A 21,057-nucleotide genomic window follows, 5' to 3' on the forward strand; every position below is an offset into this window, starting at 1 on the left:
CGACTGGAACGACATTTTCTTACGCGTGACATACCGAGGTCGACATGATCGCAATCACGTTCGACCTTGTTGTCAAAGCTAGTCGTATAGCCTACAGATAACCACCCTACTATTGTTTGAAACCGTCACTGCAATAGGATGGACGGCTCATACCTCCGTATAGTCCGGGTGGTATGTGCGCGGAGGAAGGGTTGGCGAGCGGGTGCTTTTCAGAGAGGCATCGTCACCCGATCCGCTGAACCCATTGACTGCGCCAGTCTGGTGCGTCGAAAGGGTCCGAAAAGTACTGGGTCTCGTGCACGACCTTGCTGTCATGGAACTTCATGATGCTCACGACGTATGTCGCGCGGTCCGTGTAATTGATCGTGTATTCCGTGATCCAGAGATCGCCGTTTCCCTGAATTCGCCTGACATCGAAACCAGAAGGCCGGCCGGGATGATGCCCGCGCAACGCCTGCAAATTGATTCGTCCGACAATACGTTCACCTGACTGCGGATAATCACAAACGGCATCGTCGTGATAGATATCATGTTCCAGGTCGAGATCCCCTTCGGCCGACGCGCGCCAGTGCGTATTCAAGACTTCACGAATCTGTTCCTCTTTCATCCGCCACCTCCAGCATCAGGATGTGAACTCGGTCTTTTGTAATCTTTGCCGCAAGCAACGCGTGCGCGCCCGTTGCAAGTGCGAACCCAGCGACCAATGTCAGCAGCATAGGCCCAAATGATGCACTATGAGAATCATGGCGACATCGCTCCCCGACATTCGCCGATCCGGAGAAACGCACCATCTACATCAGAGCCAAGGGCTGACGTCGTCCGAGGTGGAGCGGCGTCCGCACTCCTATCGTCCACCTGCTGGAGAATCAGGAGAATATCGTGTCTGGAAAATTCGTGGTCAGTCTGACTCGAGCGAAAGACGACACCGACCGGGCGACGGTCGCGTTCGTGGTTGCCATTGCGGCCATCGCCAGCGAGAAAGAAGTCGTCGTATTCCTGAACATCGAAGGTACTCGCCTGTCCCAGTCCGGTTACCCGGACGACATTCATGAGGCCGGCTTCTCGCCGTGCTTCAAGAAACGCGCGCTCGACGAAGACACGCTGATTCCCGGCGCCAAAATCATTGGCGACGCAATGCACAAATTCATGGGTGACGCCTGCCCCAGTCTCAGCTACTGAGGGTCCCCATGACAACTCGCAGAATGTTCATTGCCGGCGCGGCCGGCCTCGCGTCGTCGTGGGCGCTCGCTCCCGTCGCCCATGCGCAAAGCAGCAAGCCGATGCGCTTCGGCGTCGGCCCGCTGCTACCCACGACAGACGATACGAAGAAGAGCTTCGGTCCGTTCTTCGCGTGGCTCGCGAAGCAACTCGGCGTCGATTACGAACTGTCGGCCACCACCGACTGGGCGGGCATGGCCGTCGCGATGGGCTCGGGCCAGCTCGACCTCGCGTGGATGGGGCCGTGGGGCTACGTGATCGCCAATAACTCGACCGACTGTCAGGCGCTCGCCACCGTCAAATACGACGACAAGCCGTTCTACCACGGCATCGTGATTAGCCGTCCGGATCTGCACGTCAGCCGCTTCCCGGACGACACGAAAGGTATGTCGATCTCGTTTGCGGATGTCGGCTCGACGTCGGGCTGGCTGATGCCGACCTGGTACGCAAAGGAAGTCTGGAAGATCGATCCGAAAACGTTCTGGAAGTACACAGAAGGCGCGACGCACGCGGCGAACGAGGTCGCGGTGCAGTCGGGTCAGGTCGATCTCGCTACGGACTTCGATCGCAACCGGAACGCGATGATCGCGAAAGGCGTGATCAAGCCCGACGGCACGAAGATCGTCTGGACGTCGGACCCGTTTCCGAACGATGCGATCGTGGTGCCGCAAGGTGTCCCAGCGGAACGCGTCGCCCAGATCCAGCGCATCCTGCTGTCGATCACGCCGGAACAGGCTGCGACCTTGCTGCCGCCCCGCTATACGGGCTTCGTGTCGGCAACGCACGCGTCGTACTCGATGATCGAGAAAGCCGGCGTCGCTGTCGGCAAGATTCGCGCGAAGGCCTGAGATGAAACCGCCGCCCTCGCCCGCCCCGACGGGATCGGTGGGATCGGCGGCCGCGGCGGCGCTCGCGGCACTCGAGGCGAAGCACGGGCGTTTCGTGCGCCACCTCAGGCTCGGTGCGACGCTGGCGGCCATCGCCGCGTTCTACGCGGTGTGCTTCAGTCTTGCCCATGTCGACCCGGCCCGCCTCGTCACAGGGCTGCCCAAGCTTGCAGGCTGGCTCGTGCAAGCTTGGCCGCCGCGCGTCGACGAACTGCCGCTGATCATCCAGCGCACGGCAGAGACCGTTGCGATGGCGGCCGTTGGCACCACCGCCGCTGCGTTGCTTGCGCTGCCGGCGGCGCTGTTCGCCAGCCGCAACCTGACGCCACTGCCCGCGCTCTACTATCCCGTGCGATGGTTCCTGAACATGCTGCGCGGCATCGATTCGTTCGTGTTCGCGCTGCTGTTCGTCGCTGCCGTCGGGCTCGGCCCGTTCGCCGGTGTGCTCGGCATCGCGTTCCATACGTGGGGCAGCGCGGCCAAGCTGTTCGCCGATCATCTCGAGAACGCCGATCTGGCTGCCTACGATGCCGTACGCACGACGGGCGCAGGCCGCTTCACGAGCATCGCGTATGCGGTACTGCCGGACGTGCTGCCCGTGTTCGCGTCGACCGCGCTGTTCTGGCTGGAGTTCAACATTCGCGCGTCGACCGTGCTCGGCGTGGTCGGTGCGGGCGGAATCGGTCAGGAGTTGAAAAACAGCATGGACCTGCTCGACTTCAACCGGCTGTTTACGATCATCGCGGTGATCCTCGTCGTGGTCACGACACTCGATCAGATATCGGGCTGGTTGCGCAGGAAACTGGTGTGAGGGCATTGCGCGCATGAACCTGTTCACACAGCCTGCTCCTGGCCGCACTGCGCAGCGTGCTCCGCCCCTACGCGTATCGGGCGTCGACAAGCGTTTGCATGGCGTACACGTATTGCGCGACGTCAGCCTGAGCGTCGGATCGGGCGAGTTCGTCGCCTTGCTCGGCGCGAGCGGCGCGGGCAAGACCACGCTGTTGCGCTGCGTGGCGGGGCTCGACAGTATCGACAGCGGCACGATCGAAGTGGCCGGTGTTCCGGTGGCTGCCCTGCGCCGTCGGGCACGCCGGCAGGTCGCGGTGATCTTTCAGCGGTTCAATCTCGTGCAGCGTCTGAGCGCGCTCGACAACGTACTGGCTGGCCGGCTCGGTCACGTGCGCTCGTGGCGCGGCATCGCGCGCCGCTTCGAGCGTGCGGACCGGCTGCTTGCGCTCGAATCGCTCGAACGGGTCGGCCTGCTCGACTATGCGGTGCGGCGTGTCGATACGCTCTCGGGTGGACAGCAGCAGCGCGTTGCGATCGCACGTGCACTCGCGCAGCAGCCTGACCTGATCGTCGCGGATGAACCCGTTGCGAGCCTTGATCCAGGCAGCGGCGGGGAAATCCTCGCGCTGCTGCGGCGCTGCTGCGGCGAGCAGGGCGTGGCCGTGTTGTGCAGTCTGCATCAGGTTGGCTGGGCGCAGCAGTTCGCGGACCGGGTAGTCGGGCTGGCGCAGGGCGCCACGGTCATCGACGTGCCGGCCAGTGCGTTCGACGACAGACACGCGCAGCGGCTATATGCCCGCACAGCGGGAAAGGAACCTTCCACGGAACAGACATGATGAACCCTTCGCAGGTCGCGAAGCATGCGCCCGCGATTTCGTCACGTCGCTAACGGCGGACCTAGAAACTCGACACCCCATTTCGCGCCGAATTCGTTTAGCGCGTCGGGTTCGGGTCGACCGTTCGCCATGATTTCGCGGAGTTCACTAAAAAAAGCAGCTGCGTCGAACCCCGGCGTAATCAGAACGAGCATTCGCGACGGCTTGTCGTCGATGTTCGTGAACCGGTGCGTGCTTCCCACAGGCGCAACGACCGTCTCTCCCGCGTGCGCGACAACACGTCTGCCGTCGACTTCGAACAGATATCGACCACGCAGCACATGGAAAACTTCCGTTTCCCGCTCGTGCCGATGCTGCGGCGGCCCGAATCCGGGTTCGTCCGTGCACGCGATGAGCGTCGCCTGGTTCTCCGTCGCGGTTGGTGCGATACACACCTCGATATCGACCCCGATGGCGGGTATGGAAATAAGATCGTCGAGTTCTTTTGACTGGCTGAATTGCGCTTGCATGCTCTACCCCTCAATAAACAGGGACCGCCGGCATACGTTCGAGGCCGGCACGGTCAGCGTCGGTGAAGGACAATCGCAATGTGACTGTCAGCTATCACCTGCACGCATCGTAGAGTTGTTGAATTAGCTCAGAATGATTGTTCGGAACCCCGCGATGCGCGGGGCTCCTTTTTTACTATCGTTTCAGATCGACACTCGCTTAACGAACCGTCGCCCCCATCCCTGCATTCAGGCGGCGCCGATACGTCGTATTCCGCGTTGCCAGCCAGTAGTACAGCGGCGACGTCAGAACGAGGCCGATCACCCACGAAAGATCCGCGCCATCCAGATAGCCCGGTACGGGTCCGGCATACATCGGTGTGTTCATGAACGGAATCTGCACGGCAATACCCACTGCGTACGCAATCAGCGCTTGCGGATTGAAGCGTCCGTAAATGCCGCCGTCCGCCTCAAAGATCGAATCGATGTCGTACTTGCCTTTATGGATGACGTAGAAATCGATCAGATTGATTGCCGTCCACGGCACGAGCACGACGAGCAGAGCGAGCACGAGATCGACCAGATTGCCCACGAAGTTCGTCGAAGCCCCGAGCGCCGCATAGCAGCACGCAGCAAGAATGACGAATGAGAACACCGCCCGCGTCTTGGCCGTCGGAATCCAGCGGTACGCAAAGGTCTGCACCGATGTGATCGCCGCGAGCACCGCGCCGTAAAGATTCAACGCGTTATGACTGATGACGCTGAGCAGGAAGAGCACCAGCATCGGCAAGCCGAGCGGTCCCGTCGCCTGCTTGACGGCATCCATCGCATCGACGCCGGGCGGCACGGCCAGCACGGCAACGGCGCCGAACACGAACGCGAGCGTCGAGCCGATCGTACAGCCCAGATACGTCGCCCAGAACGTCGACGCGACACGGACATTCTCAGGCAGGTAGCGTGAATAGTCGGACACGTACGGCGCAAACGCGATTTGCCAGAGCGCGGACAGCGAGACCGTCGCGAGCCAGCCGGCGATATTGAAACCGCCGCGCGTCAGAAAGTCCGCCGTCGAAACGTGCGTCAGGATGTACCAGAAGCCGATGAAGATGCCGATGCCGAGTACCCACGTCCCGATCCGGTTCAGTATGTGTATGAAGCGATAACCGACGATGCCGATCAGCCCCGAGCCCAACGCGCCGACGATGATGCCCACCGGTACGGGAACACTCGATTCGATTCCGTGCAGCGATTTCCCGGCCAGCACGATGTTGGAAGCGAAGAAGCCCACATACATCACGCCCGCGATGACCGTGACGAGCAGCGCGCCCCATGATCCAAACTGGGCGCGGCTCTGGATCATCTGCGGAATGCCCATTTGAGGACCTTGCGCGGAGTGCAGCGCCATCAGCACGCCGCCTACAGCCTGTCCCACGACAATCGCGACGATGCCCCAGAACAGATTCAGATGGAAAAGCTGGACGCCGAGCGCCCCCGTTACGATAGGCAACGGCGCGATATTGCCGCCGAACCAGAGTGTGAAGAGATCACGCACCTTGCCGTGACGATCCTCGCGTGGCACATAGCCAATCGTGTGTTTTTCGATCAATTGGGAAGCTTTGCTGTCCGTGGTGGCCAAAATGCTGTCTCCTGTCTCGCGCAGCTGCGCTGCGATATTCAGCGGCTCAGGCGTGGCCCGAGCGCGCTCGTTGCTTGCATTCATCCGTTTGAATCACGCGCCGGACCGGGTCGAGAGGTGATCCGCCAGTCGCGTCAACATCGCATCGCACGCTTCGAGTTGTTCGACTGTGACGAATTCGTCCGGCTTGTGTCCTTGATCCATGCTGCCCGGTCCGCAGACCACGGCGGGTATGCCTGCCTGATTGAAGAGTCCGCCCTCGGTGCCGAATGCGACCGTGCCGAACTCGCGGGAACCACACAGCAATGCGAGTAGCTGCGCTGCGTCGCTGTCGGGCGGCGTTGCGAGACCGGGATAGGCCGAAAGCGACTCCAGGCGAATATCGGTTTCGGCATTCACTGCGCGCATCTTCGGCAGTAGCTGGGTCTGCGCGTAGGTCTGCAACTCGTCGGCGACGTTCGTTGCGTCGTAGCCGGGCAGCGCCCGCACTTCGAAATCGAACTCGCATTCCGCCGGCACGATGTTGAGCGCGCGGCCACCTTTGATGATGCCCGTCTGCACCGTCGAGTACGGCGGATCGAAGCGTTCATCATGCTGTTCAGGCAAGGACAACTGCTCGCCGATCTCTTCGAGCCGATTGATCAGACGCGCCGCGTACTGAATCGCGTTGACGCCGTAAGGCGCGTACGCCGAATGGCAAGGCGCGCCCTTGACCTGGCAGCGCATCGCCAGCTTGCCTTTGTGACCCAGCACCGGCTTCAATTCCGTCGGTTCGCCGATCAGGCATAACGCAGGCTTGTGCGCACGCTTCGCGAGTTCCGCGAGCATCGGCCGCACGCCGAGACATCCCACTTCTTCGTCATAGGAGAACGCGAGATGCACGGGCACCTTCAGATCGCGCGAAAGAAACGCAGGCACCGCTGCCAATACCGATGCAATGAAGCCTTTCATATCGGCCGTGCCGCGTCCGTACAAGCGCCCGTCTTGTTCGCTCAGACGGAACGGCTCGACCGTCCACGGCTGGCCGTCGACGGGCACCACGTCGGTGTGGCCGGATAGCACGATGCCGCCGCTATCATCAGGGCCGATCGTCGCGAACAGATTCGCCTTCGTGCGCTCTGCGTTGTAGAACAGCTCGCTATGAACACCGAGATCGCCGAGGTAGTGCCGGATGAAATCGATCATCTCCAGATTGGAGTCCCGGCTGACGGTGGGAAATCCGATTAGCCGTTCGAGCAGCGCGCGGCTCGAGTTGTCACTCATCGCCCGGTACTCCATAACTCGGCGCGGCCGTTGGATTGAGCGCACGGGTCACGTAATCCTGCATTTGCGGCTTGTACGCTTGCCATAGGCCGTCGAGCTTGCCGATGGGATCGTCGTCGGCCCAGTCGATGCGCAAATCAACGATCGGCCAGCTCTGATCGCCGACGATCTTCAGCGCCGCCGAATGCACAGGGCCCGCTTCGCCGCCCGCCGCCATCGCGGCATGCATCGCCGCGAGCAGACGGTCAGCAAGCGCGCCTTTCGCATTCGCGAATGCAGGCGCCATCGCCTCGATCACGTCGATGCCCGCAAGCATGTTGCCCGCTGCCACGCATTGCGCGCCCGCCACCGCGTGATATGTACCCAGCGCTTCCTTGCCGCTGAAAAACGCGGTGCGGCCGCTGGCATCGATCACCGTCACCTGTCGATACTCGCTCCAGTCGTTCGCCCCGAGCGCACGGTCCAGCGCCGCGGCGGGTTCCAGTAGCGTGTGCTCCAGCAGATCGAGAATCTGCGGCCCGAGCGCGGGCAGCGTCACGTTCTGCGTCGCTACCGCGCCCACGCCTACGCGCAGCCACGGGCATCGCGCTCCCACTGCGATGCTCGAAGAACTGATCGCGATGCCGAGTTGCCCGGTTTGCTCACAACGTCCGACGATAGAAAAAGTCATGTCGTGTTCCTCAGCCCTGAGACCGCGTCCATCCTTCCGGAATGACGGCGATCACGTCGATCTCCATCAGCCACTGCGGCTGACCCAAAGCCGTGACGACCAGGCCCGTCGAAATCGGGAACACACCCTTGAGCCACTTGCCGACTTCCTGATACACGGGCTCGCGATACCGCACATCCGTCAGATACGTGGTCGTCTTGACGACGTGCGACAGGTCGCTGCCCGCTTCTTCCAGCAACTGCTTGAGGTTCTTCATCGCCTGCTCGGCCTGCGCGCGCGGATCACCGAGTCCCACGAGCTTGCCGTCGAAATCGGTTCCCACCTGGCCGCGCACGTACACCGTATTGCCCGCGCGCACGGCCTGACACAGGTCGTTGTCGAGCGTCTGGTTCGGATACGTGTCCTTCGTGTTGAACATGCGGATACGGGTATGCGTAGGTTGGCTCATCAATGCACCTTGATACGAAATAAAAGGAGAATGCGGGTCGGGTTCGTGGGCGCTTCAACTCAAGTCGAGTTCGCTGACTTTGTGAATGCGTGAATCGGCTACGGCAGCGTCGTTCGGCGCCTTTGCGTGGCTATCGGGCGCGTCGTAGTACGCGAGATATTTGCGCTGCGTCGCGATGTGATCGGCAATATGCTTCGCGTCATGCCACACGCCCCAGATGAAAGCGGAGCCGCGACGCGACAGCCACGGAAGACCTAGAAAATAGATGCCCGGCTCTTTCGAAACACCACGCTGATGCTTCGGCTTGCCTTTGTCGTCGAAGGCATCGACTTGCAGCCAGTTGAAATCGACGGCATAGCCGGTCGCCCAGATAATCGACGTCACGCCTGCCTTGACCAGATCGAGTTCGAGAATCGGATTGATCACACAGTCCGGGTCTGCGGGAATGAAGCGGGCTTCAGGTTCTTCCGGAAGATCGAGACCGTTGCGGGCCGCATAGGCATCCGCCGCATCGAGCAGCGACAGATAGTTTTCGTCACCACGCGCGATGTTGTCCGCGAGATCCGAGTCGAACGTTACGACGCTATCGTCGAACGATTTCGTCAGACCGACGAGCGTGACGCCCTGATGCGCAAGACGTCGAAAGTCCACCGTATGGCCGCCGCGCGCACCGCTCACCGCGATGGTCACGTGTTCCTTGCCCGGGCGCATGACTTCCGCATCCCATTCACCTAGCACGCCGAGCCACCAGCAGAAGTCGCGGCCGCGATAGCCGCGCGGCGGGCGATCGTGCGGCCCGACAGACAGATACACCTGCTTGCCCGCGCGCTGCAATTCATCCGCGATCTGCACGCCCGATGAACCTGCGCCAATCACCAGCACGCCGCCTTCGGGCAACTGCTGTGGATTGCGATAGTCGGCGGAATGAATCTGCGTGAACCGATCTGATTTCGGCGCGACGGCGGGAATCAACGGGCGTTGAAACGGTCCCGTCGCGACGACCACACGGTTGGCTTCGAACGTACCGTCCGAGGTCTCGACAGTGAAACCCTGGTGGCCCGCATTGCGCACCACTTTCTTCACTTCGACGCCGGTGCGGATCGGCGCATCGAACTTCTTCGCATAGGCGACGAAGTACTCCGCGACCTGTTCTTTAGATGCGAACCCATCCGGATCGACTTCGGCGAACTCCAGATTAGGGAAACGATCGTGCCAAGCGGGTCCATTGGCAACCAGCGAATCCCAGCGTCCCGTGCGCCACCGCTCGGCGATGCGCGCGCGCTCCAGCACGATATGCGGCACGCCGATGTTGCTCAAATGTTCGCTCATCGCCACGCCGGCCTGACCGGCGCCGACTACGAGCGTGTCGATTGACGTTGTTTTCACTGCCATGGCTAAGTCCTTCTCAAAGGCGGTTTGATTCGAGCCGTCGTGACGTCGCGTTCGATGCGGACGAAGCGACTTGTCGAACGGCGCGCAGCACCGTGAATCAGCTGTCCTGGTGCAGAATCTACGCGTGCCCCTCGAATCCGAAAAATATATTTAAAAAATGCATTGCATCCGATTTACCTATGCAGCGCTTTTTGACCGCCTCACAATGGTGCGCAATGAACGCCCGAATCTGGAGCATTGCCGATGGAAAACCATCCCCTGCGTTACTCGCTTCGTCAGCTGCGTTATTTCGTGGTCACGGCGGAAACGCTGTCGTTCACGGCCGCCGCGAAGCGCCTGCATATCTCGCAGCCGTCTATCTCGACGGCACTCGCCGACCTCGAATCGTCATTCGGCGTGCAGCTTTTCATCAGACATCACGCGAGCGGCCTGTCGCTCACGCAAGCGGGCCGCGATCTGCTCGGACAGGCGCGCAATCTGCTGAAGATCGCCGAAGAATTGCAGACGTCGGCCAAAGAGATGGATGGCGGTATGACGGGCTCGATTGCGCTCGGCTGCCTCGTCTCACTCGCGCCGCCCTTGATGCCGCGGCTCATCAGCCGGTTCGCGAGCGAGCATGCGGGTATTTCGTTTCGCACGGTCGAAGCGCATCAGGACGGCCTGCTAAGAGGCCTGCACGACGGCTCGCTCGACATAGTTCTGACCTATAGCCTCGATCTGACGGAAGACATCGCTTTCACGCCGCTGCTGTCGCTGCCGCCGTACGTGATCCTGCCGACCTCTCACCGTCTTGCCCGCGCGCGCAAGGTATCGCTGGCCGACCTGCTGCACGAGCCTTACGTGATGCTGGATCTGCCGCACAGCCGCGAGTACTTTGCCGCACTGTTCGATGCCGTGGGCAGCCGGCCCGTGCCGGCGTTCCGCTCGTCGCAGCCGGAAGTCGTGCGCGGCATGGTGGCGAACGGACTCGGCTATAGCATCCTCAACTTTCCGCTCAAGTCGAACCGTACCGTAGACGGCGAAGACTTCGTCGTGAAGCGCTTCAAGGACAACGTCAACGCGACGACACTCGGGATCGCGCAATCGCGCACGATGCGGCCCAGACAGGTGGTGCAACGGTTTGCGTCGTATTGCGAGACCTATATCCGGCGGCTGCATCTGGACACGTAAACCCTGTTGAAACGCGCGTCAAAGCCCGCGCGAGTAGCATCCGCGCTACATAGTAAAAACCTTTGCTTTGCATCCAAAAACAATATTTTGGCTGGGAATTTGGCTTGATAGATTGATGTCCATGTCGAGCGCAACACCACGCAATCCAGCGTCGGCGCGCTCTCGCAAGCTCGAGACAAGGAGGGCGACATGGCACATCCGGTAAGGACGATCGCAATAGAAGCGCTGGTCGATGAGCTGCTGACCGGTTGCGATCGACCCTTCAGCGAAGCGCGCTCGATGCCGCCCGGTGTCTACACGTCGCCCGAATTTCTCGCGCTGGAAGAGCGCGACATCTTCTCGCGCGAATGGCAATGCGTCGGCCGCGCGAGCGCGCTGAAGAATGCCGGCGACTATCTGACTGCGCGGATCGGCGACCAGCCGATCGTCGTGCTGCGCGACGAGCAGATGCAATTGAAGGCGATGTCGAATGTCTGCCTGCATCGCATGTCGGTGCTGCTCGAAGGACGCGGCAACGTGCGCCGGATCGTGTGCCCATATCACGCGTGGAATTACTCGCTCGATGGCACGCTGAAAGGCGCGCCGCTGATGGATCGGCAAGAAGGCTTCTGCAAGGAAAGCTATCGCCTGCCTGCCGTGCGCTGTGAAGAATGGCAAGGCTGGATCTACGTGACGCTCGATGAAAACGCCCAGCCCGTTCACGCGCGACTCGCTGAATTGAACGAGTTGATCGGCGCATACGGCATGTCCGACTACATCGAAACTTTCTATGAAGAGCACGTGTGGGATACGAACTGGAAGATCCTCGCGGAAAACTTCATGGAGAGCTATCACCTGCCGATGCTGCATCGCGCGACGGTAGGCCCGCATTCGCGGCTCGAAGAGATGGAATGCCCTCCCGGCCTTCCAGCCTTCAACTATCACTGGATCACGAAGGAAGCGTCCTTGCCGATCGGCAACGCGCATCCGGACAACACGCGTCTAACGGGACACTGGCGCAAGACGACCGCCCTGCTCGCCATTTACCCAACGCATCTCGTGACACTGACGCCGGGCTACTTCTGGTATCTCGTGCTGCAGCCCGAAGGCGTAGGGCGCGTGCATATCCGCTTCGGCGGCGGACTGGCGCCGGAGTTCGTCGCCGATCCGCAAGCGCATGCCTACATGGCAACGCTCAAGCAGCTCCTCGACGACGTGAATGCGGAAGACCGACGCGGCGTGGAAGCTGTGTTTCGCGGCGTGCATGCACCGCTTGCAAAGCCCGGTCATCTGAGCCATCTCGAACGCCCCAACTATGACTTCGCGCGCTATCTCGCGGCGAAGATCGGCACGCATTGACTACGACGCAACACCGACAGGACGCCAGCACGATGTCAAACCCTTCCTTCATCTCATTCTCGGGCGTGAGCAAATCGTATGACGGCGCGCATTACGTCGTTGACGATCTGAACCTCGACGTGCGCAAGGGCGAATTCCTGTCGCTGCTCGGGCCGTCGGGGTCGGGCAAGACCACCACGCTGATGATGCTCGCGGGTTTCGAAACGCCCACGCAAGGCGAGATTCGCCTCGACGGACGCCGGCTCGACGACAAGCCGCCGCATCAGCGCGACATCGGCATGGTGTTCCAGAACTACGCGCTCTTTCCGCATCTGACGATTGCTGAGAACGTTGCGTTTCCGCTTTCGGTGCGTCGCGTGAGCCGCGCCGAGCAGAAGACGCGCGTGAAGCGCGCACTGGAGATGATCGAGCTGCCGCATCTGGCGAACCGCCGGCCCTCGCAACTGTCGGGCGGACAACAGCAGCGCGTCGCGCTGGCGCGCGCGCTGGTGTTCGAGCCGAGCGTCGTGCTGATGGACGAACCGCTCGGCGCGCTCGACAAGCGTCTGCGCGAAACGATGCAATACGAAATCATGCGCCTGCATCGCGAGTTGTCGCTGACGATCGTCTACGTGACGCACGATCAGGCCGAAGCGCTGACGATGTCGAACCGCGTCGCCGTGTTCTCCGATGGCCGCATCCAGCAGGCCGCCACGCCGAGCGAGCTTTACGAGAATGCGCAGAATGCCTTTGTTGCGAACTTCGTCGGCGAGAACAATGGGCTGACGGGACGCGTGGTCAATGTGAGCGGCGACAGCGCGACCCTCGCACTGGCGGACGGCAGCATCATTCGCGGCCGCTGCGAAAGCGGTCTGCGCGAAGGCGACGACGCGATGCTCGCGCTGCGCCCTGAGCGCGCACATATCCCAAGCGCCGAAGGCACGCACGCCGACGGACACAGCAATGTGGTGCAAGCCCGCGTCGAAGAACTCGTGTATTGCGGCGATCATCACCGCGTTCATCTGAAGCTCGGCGCGCGCGACGCCATCGTCGTCAAGGTGCCCAACACGCAGCGTCACGCGCTGCCCGAGCCGGGCAACATGGTCGAGGTCGCATGGCGCCATGACGATTGCAAGATTCTCGCAATGACGGCAAGCGCGCATCGCAACGCGCCTGCCAATTACTCCCCGCCGTCTCCGTTACCTACCATCATTACGACCGCACCTGCAGGAGCCAACTGACATGCTTACTCAAATCAAGGCACAACGTGCCGCACTTGCCGCACTCTCCGTCTTCGCGTTCTTCGCCGCCAGTGCTCAGGCAGCGGAAACACTTTCCGTCGTGACTTTCGGCGGCGCCTATGAAGCGGCTGCGAAGAAGGCCTATTTCGAGCCGTTCACGCAAGCCACGGGCGTAGGTTTTTCGACGGAATCCTATGACGGCGGCCTCGCCAAGCTCTCCGCAATGGAGCAGGCGAAGAACACCACATGGGACCTGATCGACCTCGAAACGAATGATGCAATCACCGCCTGCGACGAAGGCCTGCTGCAGAAGTTCGACAAGAAGACATTAGGCAAGACGAGCGATTTCATTCCCGGCTCGATCAGCGATTGCGCGGTGGCGAGCATGGTCTGGTCCACCGTCTTCGCCTACGATGCGAGCAAGCTGAAGACCGCGCCGACCACCGTCGCCGACTTCTTCGACCTGCAGAAATTCCCGGGCAAGCGCGGGCTGCGCAAGTCGCCGAAGGTATCGATGGAATGGGCGCTGATTGCCGACGGCGTCGATCCGAAGGATGTGTACAAGGTGCTCGCCACGCCCGCAGGCGTCGATCGCGCGTTCAAGAAGCTCGATACGATCAAGAAGAACATTGTCTGGTGGGAATCGGGCGCACAGGCGCCGCAGTTGCTCGCGGACGGCGCGGTGGTAATGACGCAGGCCTACAACGGCCGCATCGACGATGCCGCGAAGAAAGACAACAAACCGTTCAAGGCAGTCTGGGACGCGCAGGTCTACGACTTCGACTGGTGGGGCATTCCGACGGGCGCGAAGCACGCAGACGCGGCGGCGAAGTTCATCGTTTCCGCTTCGCAGCCGAAAGCGTATGCCGATCTGTCGAAGTACATCGCCTACGCGCCGCCGCGCAAGGATGCGATCGCGCTCGTCGACAAGCAGCGGCTGTCCGATCTGCCTACCTCGCCGCAGAACTTCAAACGTGCGTTGCAGATCAATGCGGGCTTCTGGGCCGACAACGCGGACCAGATCAACAAGCGCTTCCAGACCTGGCTTACTCAGTAACCCCGGCAGTAACTTCGCTGTTTAAAGAGCGCAACGAGAGCAAAGAGAGCCCGACGTGACTACCAGCATGCCCGTATCGGCCCAAGCCGCGGCTTCGGGCTCTCCGACGAGAGCCAACGGCCGCGCGTCGTTCCAGAAGGCGCAGCGCCGCGCGTCGGCTCAGGCGCTGCTGCTTGCGCTGCCGTTGATCCTGTTTCTGCTATCGACGTTCATCGCGCCGATCGCGTTGCTGCTCGCGCGCAGCGTGCAGAACCACGAAGTGCCTAACAGCATGCCCGCGCTCACGCGCGCGCTCGACGCATGGGACGGGCGCGGCGTACCCGACGAGCGCACGTTCGCGCTGCTTGCGTCGGGCTTGAAGGAAGCGCAAGGGAGCGGGCAACTCGGGACGGTTGCGCGACGCCTGAACTTTGCTCAGGCCGAGTTTCGCAGCCTGCTGATGCGCACCGCGCGCAACTTGCCGGCTGACGCGCCGCCCGCATGGAAACCCGCGCTCGTTGCAATGGACGAACGCTGGAACTCGCCGGAAACCTGGCGCCTGCTGAAGCGCGCCGCCGCATCGCCGACGCCGGACTATCTGCTCGCCGCCGTCGATGCGCAAGTCACACCGCAAGGTTCGGTCGAATTCGTGCCGGACAATTCGTCGGTCTATCGGCAAGCGTTCCTGCGTACGATCTCGATCAGCGCGACGGTCACGGTGCTGTGTCTGCTGCTCGGCTATCCCGTCGCGTGGATGCTCGCCAATTTGCCCGCGAAAAGCAGCAACAGCCTGATGCTGCTCGTGATCGTGCCGTTCTGGACGTCGCTGCTGGTGCGCACTACGGCATGGTATGTACTGTTGCAGCCGGGCGGCGTCATCAACAGCCTGCTGATGGGACTCGGTCTCGCGACGCATCCCGTGCCACTCATCTTCAATCGCGCGGGCGTACTTATCGGCATGACGCACGTGCTGCTGCCGTACATGATTCTCGCCATCTATTCGGTGATGAAAAGCGTGTCGCCGATCTATGTGCGCGCGGCGCAGTCGCTCGGCGCGCATCCATTCACCGCATTCGTGCGCGTGTATGTGCCTCAAACGCTGCCGGGCGTCGGCGCGGGCTGCTTCCTCGTGTTCGTGCTTGCGCTCGGTTACTACATCACGCCCGCACTACTCGGCGGAGCGGGCGACGAGATGATCAGCCAGCTCATCGCGATGCAGACCAACACGCAGCTCAACTGGGGGCTTGCAGGCGCACTGTCGGCGTATCTCGTGATCTTTACCGCAGTCTTCTACTTCCTGTTCAACCGCATCGTCGGCATCGACCGTTTGCGCTTCGGTTGAGCGACGCCTACACGACGACAAGGGAACGCCATGCAAAACCAACGGAAGAAGGTGCTGACGGAGCGCATCGCGACGCATTGGGTGCGCGTGCATACCGCGCTCGTGCTGTTCTTTCTGATTGCGCCGATTCTCGCGATCATCCCGCTCTCGTTCAACTCGGGTTCGTATTTCTCGTATCCTTTGCAGGGCTTTTCGTTGCGCTGGTATGAGCAGGCACTGACTAGCGGCGACTGGCAGCGTGCGCTATTGAACAGCCTCGGGATTGGCGCGGCATCGACGCTGATCGCCACATGTCTCGGCACGCTCGCGGCGCTCGGCCTGAGCCGCACGCAGTTTCCGCTGCGTTCGCTGATCATGCCGATCATCATTTCGCCGATGATCGTTCCCATCGTCGTCGTTGCGGCCGGGTTCTATCTGATCTTCGCGCCGCTCGGGCTCGTGAATTCATATCCGGGCGTCGTGCTGGCGCATGCGGCGCTCGGCACGCCATTTGTGGTCATCACCGTGACGGCATCGCTGCTGTCGTTCGATCAGAGTCTGCTGCGTGCCGCATCGGGTCTTGGCGCCAGGCCCTGGGTCGCGTTCAGGCGCGTGACGCTGCCGCTCATCGCGCCCGCCGTCGCGACGGGCAGTGTGTTCGCCTTTGCGACTTCGTTCGATGAAGTGATCGTCATTCTGTTCATCGGCGGCCCGGATCAGACCACGGTGCCTCGGCAGATGTGGAGCGGCATCCGCGATTCGATCGATCCGTCGATCCTCGCCGTCGCCACGATGCTGATCGTGTTTGCGGTGTTGCTGTTCGCCAGCATCAACTGGCTGCGCAGCCGCGCTGCGGCTGCGAGCCAGGCGCTCGTTTGAGGTGCTTTAGCGTTGCTTCGGCGTGATGCCGGGCAGCGCCCCCAACGCGCGCATCCAGATCTGCCGCGTGCGCGTCCACGCCAGTTCACGCCAGTCGGGATCGGCGGGCATGAACGATTCGAACAGTGCGCGGCTGATCGCGCGTCCTCGCGCATCGTGAGGGTCCCCGTACAGATGCAGCCAATGGTCGTCGCGCAGCGCCGTGTGCATCGGCGCTTCGGGATAGGTACCGCACTCGATGACGAGTTGCATCAGATGCGTATCCGGCAACGCGTCCAGCATCGCTTGCGACGTATAGCCCGTCGCCCGCGCAACCACACCTGTCTCGCTCACCGCTGCGTCCGCATGCGTGAGCAGCGTGTAGAGCCATGGACCATAGAGGCGCTGCGCATCGGCGAGCCCCGGATAGACCGATTGCGTAATCGACATCAGCATCGGATGACCGAACGCGCCTGCGCCCGTATGCAGGTCGAAGGCAATCGCCACCTGAGCGGGCTTGAGGAAACGGGCTGCGATATCGCGCAGCGTGCGGTTCGACCAGGTGGCCTGCTGCCCGCCATAGAACAGACCGTCTGCGTGGAGGTATTGGCCCGCGCCGACGATTGCCTGTACGCCCGACCACCCCAACGCGTCGATTTGCTTTGCTAGCAGCGCATCGGCATGCTGCCTCTGCGGGCCGTCGATGTCGCGGCACGTATAAATTTCATGCAGCGCTTCGTAACGCGGATTGTCGGGCAGCGCAGACGTGAAGTCGACGTAGTTGCGATTCAGATCGACATTGTCCTCGTTCACGCGCCTGACCCACGCCGTACCCCACGGGTTGATCAGATGGACCATCAGGACCGCGACATCGTCGGGCAAGGGGTGCGTTGCGAGTTCGTGCAGCCACTCTGTCTGACACGTCGAGCCGAAATAGCCCTCGACGCCATGTGTACCCGAGAGTGTCATGAACACGCGCGACGCATGGGGATTGCCAAGCCAGGCGACGTCCGTCGCAAGCGCTTCGCCATTCGGTCCTTTCAGAGGATGGGCGTACGTCGTCAGGGTGGCGCCCGCCGCCTTGGCGCCGTCAAGAAACTGGTTGCGTAGCGTGTCGAAACCGGGATCGACGGGAAAGCTGATCTTCATAAAGCCTCTGGTGAGTCAAACGTTTTTTGCGTCTTCCGAAAGCGCCAACGTAACGCATCCTGCGGGCTTCGCGCAACACAGCAATACTGTACCTTGCGACGGCGGCTCCAGCGGTTCTTCCGTGTATTCGACCTTTCCGTCGATCAGACTCGTCACGCACGTATTGCAAATGCCGATCCGGCAACTGAATGCGGGCGCATAGCCGAGTTTCTCGGCAAACTCGAGCAGGGAACCGCAACCCGGGTCCCATGCGACGGGTTCGGCTTGTGGGTGAAGGCGGATGGTCGTCGTGGTGGCTGAGCTTTCCTGAATCGCTGCATGCGGTTGCGCGCTTAAAGGCTCCTCGGCCACATCTTCCTCGAGTACCGTCGCCGGACCGAAGAACTCGTAATGAATGCGGTCGCGCGCGATACCGAGGCTGCGCAAGAGCTTCCAGTTCGACTGCATGAAAGCGGGCGGGCCGCATAGATAGACTTCGTAGTCATCGAGCGGCAAAAGGCCTTGCAGCGTGTCGCGCGAAATCAGTCCTTCGCTGTCGAAATACTTCAAAGCGCGGTCTTCCGCCGAAGGAAGCCGATAGCAGACATGCGCACGCACGTTCGGATACGCCGCCACCACCGCTTCTACTTCGTCACGAAACGCGTGCACTGCGCCATTTTCACACGCGTGAATGAAGTACACGCGGCGACTGTGCGCGCCGTCCATCGCGCGCAAGCGGTGCAGCATGCTGACGAGCGGCGTCAACCCGACTCCGCCACTCATCAGCACGACGGGTCGTGTAATGTCGTCACCGCAAACGAACGCGCCCGAAGGTCCCGCGAGTTCAAGTTCGTCACCGGCGTGCACCCGTTCGTGAAGATATGACGAGCCGCGTCCCGCAGGCACAGCGTCGCTACCTTGTTCGTGTTTGACAGAGATTCGCCAACGCGTGTTATTGGCGGGATCGCCGGAGAGGCTGTAAGTGCGCAACAATCGCTCGCCTGACGGCGAAGGGAGGCGTACTGTGACGAACTGCCCTGCAACGAACGGGGTCAGCGCTTCGCCATCGACAGGCACGAGATCGAACGAAACGATCGATGTGCTTTCCTGCGTGCGTCGGGTCACACGAAAACGCCTGAATCCCGACGCCGCACGCGGCGCCGCCAGCGTCGCCGGATCGTCCACGATACGCATGTCAGTGCTCCGCGCGCAGCCGGTTCACCACATAGACCGGCGCGGGCGTGACCGTTGCCTGCTGCTCACGTTCGATCATCTGCCCAAGCGCGCGCCTGAAACGAAGCGGTCCAGCGTCGATCGCGAGATCGATGTTCGGCGTGCGGGCGTTCTGCATGCCGCGATGAACGGCTGTCAACACGACGCGGTCTTCCTCGAAAGCATGTCGCACGTCCGCATCGAACTGGCGCGACACCTGTTCGTCCTGCGGCGCGAAGTTGCGCGTCTGGAACCAGTAGTAGCGCGTGTGCGATTCGTCGACGGGTGTCATGAAGTTATACGAATTCATCAGGAACACGTCAGGATGAAGCGGCGCATCGTCGCCCCCCGTTCCCGCTGGCGTAAAGATCGCCTTGATGATCGCGTGCGACGGGAAGCGCACTTCGTAATGCTGCTTGCGGTCGCACCGCCCTTCGAAGCCGACGAACTGCGCATAGAACGGCGCCACGTCGACATCGCGCATCCAGCGCGAGACCGTCACGCCATGCGCGGCGACCTCGGTTTTCAGCGGCTCAGCCTCGCAGGCAGCATTGCCGAATGACGACGGATGCACCCACGCGACATGCGAAGGATCGAGCAGATTGTCGGTGACATAGAGGTAATGGCACTCCACCGTCATCGCGTCACCGCGATTCACACCCCACGCAGGATCGCCCCATTCGTCGATCTGCACGATCGTCGCGGCGTCCGCCTCGTCGGCATCGCCCATCCAGATCCACAGCAGGCCGTAGCGCTCCGCCAGCGGATAGCTGCGCACTTTCGCACCGGGCGGAATGCGCGGGCTGCCGGGCGCGCGCACGCACGCGCCCTCGCAATCGAAGGTCAGGCCGTGATAACCGCATTCCACCTGATCGCCAATCAGCTTTCCCATCGACAGCGGCAGCTTGCGATGCGGGCACGCATCTTCGAGCGCGACGGGCGTGCCATCCTCGCGGCGATACAACACGACCGGTTCGCCGAGGATCGTCACGGGCATGAGTTTGTGCGTCACGTCTGCGTCCCATGCTGCGACGTACCATGCATTCCTCAGAAACATTGCGCTGCCTCCGTTATCCGGTTTCGTATTCACTTGCCGATCAGGATAAAAAGCCAAAACATAAAAGAACAGATGTCAAACTCTGGCTGTTCGTTTAGAGTTTCTAAATCGTCGAACCTTCCCCCACCCATACGATGACGACGAACAGCTTTCCCCCTCTGCGCGCGCTGCAGGTGTTCGAAGCGGTAGGCCGGTGCGGCGGCGTGACGGAAGCGGCGAAGCGGCTTGGCATTTCCGCTGGCGCAGTGAGCCAGCAGATCAAGCTGCTCGAAGACACGCTCGGACTGCACCTCACGCAAAAGGACGGCAAGCGGCTGAGCCTGACGTCGATCGGGCGCCAGTATCACGAGAGCTGCGCAGCCGCGTTCGAAAGCCTGCGTGTCGCGCATGCGGAAATCGAGCGGGCGAAGAACACGCGCAATCTCAGCATCAGCGCACTGCCCTCACTGCTGTCGAAATGGCTCGCGCCGCGCATGCTCGAATGGCAGCGCCAGCACGCCGATCTCAGCGTGTATCTCGACGGCACGCACACGGAGCCGTCGCCGGATGGATATGACATCGACTTTCGTATCAGCTACGGCGAGCGCATTGCGGATGTCGATAATTCCGTCGAACTGTTCCGCGATTACGTGGTGCCCGTTTGCAGTCCACGACTGCTCGCAGCCGACGCACCGCTCGTCTCGCCCGCCGAGATCCTTGGCTATCCGTTGATATCGGTCGACTGGCGGCCGAAGTTCGCGTCGCCGCCTTCGTGGCGCGAATGGCTCGTCGCCAACGATGTCGATTGCAGTGAACTGAACGAGAACCGTCAGGTGTTTTCGCTATCGAGCGTCGCGATTCAGGCGGCTATCGATGGTTACGGTTTCGTGCTCGCGCAAAGCTCGATGGTCTGCGACGATCTCGCCGCAGGCCGTCTCGTGATGCCCTTCGCGCTCGGATTGTCGCTACCGTGGCCATATTTCCTCACATGGAAGCCGAACGCTTTCGACAAACCGCACTGCCGCAGCTTTCACCGCTGGCTCGTGACGCGCGGAAAGGAACAGCAGCAGCTCAACGACAGCATGCTGAACGTGGTCGCTTGAAGCGG

At 61.7% G+C, this 21,057-nt stretch carries 21 protein-coding genes; 11 read left to right on the top strand and 10 right to left on the bottom strand.

Annotated elements, in window-relative coordinates:
* Window positions 1-223 precede the first annotated feature (223 nt).
* Window positions 224-607 (bottom strand): nuclear transport factor 2 family protein, encoded by a 384-nt coding sequence (locus tag C2L64_RS42220; RefSeq protein ID WP_007732213.1) that lies wholly within the window; start codon window positions 605-607, stop codon window positions 224-226.
* A gap of 272 nt (window positions 608-879) precedes the next feature.
* Here C2L64_RS42220 and C2L64_RS42225 point away from each other — a divergent pair, with 272 nt between their 5' ends.
* Genes C2L64_RS42225 through phnC form a run of 4 tightly spaced genes read left to right on the top strand, consistent with a single transcriptional unit; the run spans window position 880 to window position 3,733 of the window.
* A complete protein-coding gene (locus C2L64_RS42225) occupies window positions 880-1,179 on the top strand; it encodes a hypothetical protein (RefSeq protein ID WP_039902134.1) in 300 nt (99 codons plus the stop codon).
* 8 nt (window positions 1,180-1,187) lie between these two features.
* Window positions 1,188-2,066, top strand: coding sequence for a phosphate/phosphite/phosphonate ABC transporter substrate-binding protein (locus C2L64_RS42230; protein WP_039902133.1), 879 nt, complete (start codon window positions 1,188-1,190; stop codon window positions 2,064-2,066).
* Between the two features lies 1 nt (window position 2,067).
* The gene (gene phnE, locus C2L64_RS42235; RefSeq protein WP_007736816.1) at window positions 2,068-2,916 is read left to right on the top strand and encodes a phosphonate ABC transporter, permease protein PhnE; all 849 of its coding nucleotides are present in this window, start codon (window positions 2,068-2,070) and stop codon (window positions 2,914-2,916) included.
* 13 nt (window positions 2,917-2,929) lie between these two features.
* Complete coding sequence (gene phnC / locus C2L64_RS42240) at window positions 2,930-3,733, top strand: phosphonate ABC transporter ATP-binding protein (RefSeq protein ID WP_007736817.1); 804 nt, start codon at window positions 2,930-2,932, stop codon at window positions 3,731-3,733.
* 41 nt (window positions 3,734-3,774) lie between these two features.
* Here phnC and C2L64_RS42245 read toward each other — a convergent pair whose 3' ends face one another.
* The 6 genes from C2L64_RS42245 to C2L64_RS42270 form a co-directional block, all read right to left on the bottom strand.
* Window positions 3,775-4,242 carry a cupin domain-containing protein gene (locus C2L64_RS42245; protein WP_007736818.1) on the bottom strand — a complete coding sequence of 156 codons (468 nt, stop codon included), beginning with the start codon at window positions 4,240-4,242 and terminating at the stop codon, window positions 3,775-3,777.
* 199 nt (window positions 4,243-4,441) lie between these two features.
* On the bottom strand, window positions 4,442-5,827 hold the full coding sequence (locus tag C2L64_RS42250; RefSeq protein WP_407671870.1) for a purine-cytosine permease family protein: 1,386 nt from the start codon (window positions 5,825-5,827) through the stop codon (window positions 4,442-4,444).
* Window positions 5,828-5,950: 123 nt separating this feature from the next.
* Window positions 5,951-7,120: an acetylornithine deacetylase gene (gene argE / locus C2L64_RS42255; protein WP_007736820.1), complete on the bottom strand. Its 1,170-nt coding sequence runs from the start codon at window positions 7,118-7,120 to the stop codon at window positions 5,951-5,953.
* The gene (locus C2L64_RS42260) at window positions 7,113-7,790 is read right to left on the bottom strand and encodes a DUF1028 domain-containing protein (protein ID WP_009770210.1); all 678 of its coding nucleotides are present in this window, start codon (window positions 7,788-7,790) and stop codon (window positions 7,113-7,115) included. The genes argE and C2L64_RS42260 overlap by 8 nt, the downstream gene beginning before the upstream one ends.
* Window positions 7,791-7,800: 10 nt before the next feature.
* Window positions 7,801-8,238, bottom strand: coding sequence for a RidA family protein (locus C2L64_RS42265; RefSeq protein WP_007736826.1), 438 nt, complete (start codon window positions 8,236-8,238; stop codon window positions 7,801-7,803).
* Between the two features lie 54 nt (window positions 8,239-8,292).
* Complete coding sequence (locus C2L64_RS42270; RefSeq protein ID WP_009770208.1) at window positions 8,293-9,630, bottom strand: flavin-containing monooxygenase; 1,338 nt, start codon at window positions 9,628-9,630, stop codon at window positions 8,293-8,295.
* Between the two features lie 243 nt (window positions 9,631-9,873).
* On the opposite strand from C2L64_RS42270, the gene C2L64_RS42275 reads away from it, so the two are divergent.
* From C2L64_RS42275 to C2L64_RS42300, 6 genes are all read left to right on the top strand, one after another.
* A complete protein-coding gene (locus C2L64_RS42275) occupies window positions 9,874-10,800 on the top strand; it encodes a LysR family transcriptional regulator (protein WP_009770207.1) in 927 nt (308 codons plus the stop codon).
* 189 nt (window positions 10,801-10,989) lie between these two features.
* Window positions 10,990-12,138, top strand: a complete 1,149-nt coding sequence (locus C2L64_RS42280; RefSeq protein WP_009770206.1) for an SRPBCC family protein — start codon at window positions 10,990-10,992, stop codon at window positions 12,136-12,138.
* Between the two features lie 32 nt (window positions 12,139-12,170).
* Window positions 12,171-13,358 carry an ABC transporter ATP-binding protein gene (locus C2L64_RS42285; protein WP_009770205.1) on the top strand — a complete coding sequence of 396 codons (1,188 nt, stop codon included), beginning with the start codon at window positions 12,171-12,173 and terminating at the stop codon, window positions 13,356-13,358.
* 1 nt (window position 13,359) lies between these two features.
* Complete coding sequence (locus C2L64_RS42290; protein ID WP_009770204.1) at window positions 13,360-14,415, top strand: ABC transporter substrate-binding protein; 1,056 nt, start codon at window positions 13,360-13,362, stop codon at window positions 14,413-14,415.
* 67 nt (window positions 14,416-14,482) lie between these two features.
* Window positions 14,483-15,736 carry an ABC transporter permease gene (locus C2L64_RS42295; RefSeq protein WP_009770203.1) on the top strand — a complete coding sequence of 418 codons (1,254 nt, stop codon included), beginning with the start codon at window positions 14,483-14,485 and terminating at the stop codon, window positions 15,734-15,736.
* Window positions 15,737-15,766: 30 nt separating this feature from the next.
* Window positions 15,767-16,594: an ABC transporter permease gene (locus C2L64_RS42300; RefSeq protein ID WP_009770202.1), complete on the top strand. Its 828-nt coding sequence runs from the start codon at window positions 15,767-15,769 to the stop codon at window positions 16,592-16,594.
* A 6-nt stretch (window positions 16,595-16,600) separates the two neighbouring features.
* Here C2L64_RS42300 and C2L64_RS42305 read toward each other — a convergent pair whose 3' ends face one another.
* The 3 genes from C2L64_RS42305 to C2L64_RS42315 are packed head-to-tail and all read right to left on the bottom strand — an operon-like array spanning window position 16,601 to window position 19,970.
* A complete protein-coding gene (locus C2L64_RS42305; RefSeq protein ID WP_009770201.1) occupies window positions 16,601-17,722 on the bottom strand; it encodes a DUF2817 domain-containing protein in 1,122 nt (373 codons plus the stop codon).
* A gap of 15 nt (window positions 17,723-17,737) precedes the next feature.
* Complete coding sequence (locus tag C2L64_RS42310; RefSeq protein ID WP_009770200.1) at window positions 17,738-18,895, bottom strand: FAD-binding oxidoreductase; 1,158 nt, start codon at window positions 18,893-18,895, stop codon at window positions 17,738-17,740.
* A gap of 1 nt (window position 18,896) precedes the next feature.
* Window positions 18,897-19,970, bottom strand: a complete 1,074-nt coding sequence (locus C2L64_RS42315) for an aromatic ring-hydroxylating dioxygenase subunit alpha (protein ID WP_009770199.1) — start codon at window positions 19,968-19,970, stop codon at window positions 18,897-18,899.
* Window positions 19,971-20,104: 134 nt separating this feature from the next.
* Here C2L64_RS42315 and C2L64_RS42320 point away from each other — a divergent pair, with 134 nt between their 5' ends.
* The gene (locus tag C2L64_RS42320; protein ID WP_009770198.1) at window positions 20,105-21,052 is read left to right on the top strand and encodes a LysR substrate-binding domain-containing protein; all 948 of its coding nucleotides are present in this window, start codon (window positions 20,105-20,107) and stop codon (window positions 21,050-21,052) included.
* The last annotated feature ends 5 nt before the right edge of the window (window positions 21,053-21,057 follow it).

This window comes from Paraburkholderia hospita (assembly GCF_002902965.1).
Taxonomy (GTDB): domain Bacteria; phylum Pseudomonadota; class Gammaproteobacteria; order Burkholderiales; family Burkholderiaceae; genus Paraburkholderia; species Paraburkholderia hospita.

Bases quoted from the DNA above. Each gene is read 5' to 3' on its own strand.
- C2L64_RS42220 (WP_007732213.1), bottom strand. From the start codon at position 607: ATGAAAGAGGAACAGATTCGTGAAGTCTTGAATACGCACTGGCGCGCG.
- C2L64_RS42230 (WP_039902133.1), top strand. From the start codon at position 1,188: ATGACAACTCGCAGAATGTTCATTGCCGGCGCGGCCGGCCTCGCGTCG.
- phnE (WP_007736816.1), top strand. From the start codon at position 2,068: ATGAAACCGCCGCCCTCGCCCGCCCCGACGGGATCGGTGGGATCGGCG.
- phnC (WP_007736817.1), top strand. From the start codon at position 2,930: ATGAACCTGTTCACACAGCCTGCTCCTGGCCGCACTGCGCAGCGTGCT.
- C2L64_RS42245 (WP_007736818.1), bottom strand. From the start codon at position 4,242: ATGCAAGCGCAATTCAGCCAGTCAAAAGAACTCGACGATCTTATTTCC.
- argE (WP_007736820.1), bottom strand. From the start codon at position 7,120: ATGAGTGACAACTCGAGCCGCGCGCTGCTCGAACGGCTAATCGGATTT.
- C2L64_RS42260 (WP_009770210.1), bottom strand. From the start codon at position 7,790: ATGACTTTTTCTATCGTCGGACGTTGTGAGCAAACCGGGCAACTCGGC.
- C2L64_RS42265 (WP_007736826.1), bottom strand. From the start codon at position 8,238: ATGAGCCAACCTACGCATACCCGTATCCGCATGTTCAACACGAAGGAC.
- C2L64_RS42270 (WP_009770208.1), bottom strand. From the start codon at position 9,630: ATGGCAGTGAAAACAACGTCAATCGACACGCTCGTAGTCGGCGCCGGT.
- C2L64_RS42275 (WP_009770207.1), top strand. From the start codon at position 9,874: ATGGAAAACCATCCCCTGCGTTACTCGCTTCGTCAGCTGCGTTATTTC.
- C2L64_RS42280 (WP_009770206.1), top strand. From the start codon at position 10,990: ATGGCACATCCGGTAAGGACGATCGCAATAGAAGCGCTGGTCGATGAG.
- C2L64_RS42285 (WP_009770205.1), top strand. From the start codon at position 12,171: ATGTCAAACCCTTCCTTCATCTCATTCTCGGGCGTGAGCAAATCGTAT.
- C2L64_RS42290 (WP_009770204.1), top strand. From the start codon at position 13,360: ATGCTTACTCAAATCAAGGCACAACGTGCCGCACTTGCCGCACTCTCC.
- C2L64_RS42295 (WP_009770203.1), top strand. From the start codon at position 14,483: ATGCCCGTATCGGCCCAAGCCGCGGCTTCGGGCTCTCCGACGAGAGCC.
- C2L64_RS42300 (WP_009770202.1), top strand. From the start codon at position 15,767: ATGCAAAACCAACGGAAGAAGGTGCTGACGGAGCGCATCGCGACGCAT.
- C2L64_RS42305 (WP_009770201.1), bottom strand. From the start codon at position 17,722: ATGAAGATCAGCTTTCCCGTCGATCCCGGTTTCGACACGCTACGCAAC.
- C2L64_RS42310 (WP_009770200.1), bottom strand. From the start codon at position 18,895: ATGCGTATCGTGGACGATCCGGCGACGCTGGCGGCGCCGCGTGCGGCG.
- C2L64_RS42315 (WP_009770199.1), bottom strand. From the start codon at position 19,970: ATGTTTCTGAGGAATGCATGGTACGTCGCAGCATGGGACGCAGACGTG.
- C2L64_RS42320 (WP_009770198.1), top strand. From the start codon at position 20,105: ATGACGACGAACAGCTTTCCCCCTCTGCGCGCGCTGCAGGTGTTCGAA.